1 protein-coding gene is annotated in these 2013 nt (G+C 39.6%); it reads right to left on the bottom strand.

The window, feature by feature from the left end:
• Nucleotides 1-327: 327 nt before the first annotated feature.
• Nucleotides 328-1653, bottom strand: coding sequence for an ISL3 family transposase (locus tag I2484_RS20935; protein ID WP_207152980.1), 1326 nt, complete (start codon nt 1651-1653; stop codon nt 328-330).
• Nucleotides 1654-2013: the final 360 nt, after the last annotated feature.

The raw sequence follows: 2013 nt of genomic DNA, 5'->3' as shown, positions 1-2013 counted from the left end.
TCTTTGTCAAATGACGTTGGTGAAGAATAGTAGCTAACCATAACTTAGTTATTGTCGGGCTATCCTGGAAGTCAGTAAAGCTGATTTTTCAGGATAGTCCTTTTTCATATAGTCTTCCAGGTATCCCGTTGTTTTCCGTTCCAGATGGACGCTTTCCGCGGGCACGGCTTCAGCCTCCTCGTCGCGAAAAGTACGCTCCTGTGGGGTCTTCAGCTCGCGCTGTTCCCGCTGGAGTCGCCATCTTGCACTACAAACAACTAGTATTGCACTTGTGAATTACATAAAAATAGACAAATGCCTTTCAAGCCTATTAAATTCTCATACATGTTACGCAGCGTCAAAATGGGATTGTCCTTGTTCCTGCTGTTTAACCGATGGTTTTAACTTGAAGTGTAACAGAATCCGTTTTCTATAGTTCTGGAAGTTTCTATATCCATAGGCGACACGATTCAATACCTTGATCTTATTGTTGTTCCCTTCAATTCTTCCGTTATTGTAGGGGTAAATAAAACTGTTTTCTATATATGGAAGATGTTTTCTCAACGTTTTTAAACTTGTTCTCATATAATTTGAAATTGCAGATGGAACCGCATTTGTTAAACAGGACGATAGTGCTTCGAAGTCCTTATTTGCCATGGATTCCATTAATTTTTGATAAAGTTCATAGTTCGCTTTTAGTACAGGATCATAATTTAACATCTCATCTACAATACTTTGCCCTGTACGTTGGCCAAACAATGGATAATACTTATATTCTACGCTGGATAGATATGAACGTTTTTTTAATAATAGCTTCCAATAACGCTTAAGGCGACGGTATTTCTTCATATCGTCCCCATTGGACATTCTTAGCTGATTCATGACCTGAATACGACATTTATTCATAGAGCGATTAATCAGTTGAACCAGATGGAATCGGTCAATGATAATTTTTGCCCGTGGAAATAATTCTTTAATCACACTTACATAACCCGCATTCATATCAATTGTTACGGTTTCCACATGTTGACGGTCAGTCAAACTGTAGTTCACAATAAAGTGATTCTTAATCGTAAGATTATCTCGTCTATCTAGGATATCCAATATGTCGCCTGATTCCGCATTTATATATTCGAAGGCCATTTCACCTTTTGCGTATTTGAACTCATCAAAAGAAAGGTGCTTAGGTAGTGCCTTGTAGTGTGGGATAAATTGTTTTGCGGCTTGATTAATTTGCCGTTGAACGGTTGCGGGTGATACTGAACAATCCCTCGCGATAGACGTAAGCGACTGTGCTTCGGCAGACTTTAATATGACTTGTGCTTTTACATTTTGTGAAATAAAACAATTCCGTTGAACAATCGGTGTTTTAGCGGTATAACTACTTTGACAGGCTTGGCACATGAAACGTTGTTTCTGTAGAAGTAGGTAGGTTGGATTTATACCCGTAATGGGTAAGGTAATTCTTGATAATTGTGTCCCGTTTTTATAGACTGTAAAGTCGGTGTTTTTTATACCGCATTTCACACAATGTGTGGGAGTATAGGTTAATTTTCCGGAAATATATTTACACCGTTTGCCTTTATAGGTTCCTTCTTCTACACAATCTTCATCAAAAATAACGTTTGGGTCTTGAATATCAAGCAAAGATTTAATACTATTAGAACACGACAAGTGAATTTCCTCCTGAATGATGGTTTTGGTCGACTTTTATTCTACAGGGAATTTCACTTGTTTTCTCACTATATATAAAGGGAATTTATCTTACCCAGACCCTCCAGCTGCTTGAAGTGGAAAGCGGCGACTCCAGCGGGAACAGCGCGAGCTGAAGACCCTGGACTGAGCGGAGCGAGGGAAGCGGCTGAAGCCGTGCCCGCGGAAAGCGTCCGCTTGGAACGGAAACCAGCGGGTAGTAGGATTACCTTATCCAATATACTTATAAAAAATGACGTTAGTGAAGATCCTCCTCATCTCCCTTTAAAGGGATGGGGATTTTCTTTCACCAACGTCATTTATTGTACAACCAAGAGAAAG

Origin of the sequence: Sporosarcina sp. E16_8 (assembly GCF_017347095.1) — a bacterium.
Taxonomy (GTDB): domain Bacteria; phylum Bacillota; class Bacilli; order Bacillales_A; family Planococcaceae; genus Sporosarcina.
Note: the sequence above shows the minus strand (reverse complement) of the source record. Positions and strands in the feature narration are given on the sequence as shown.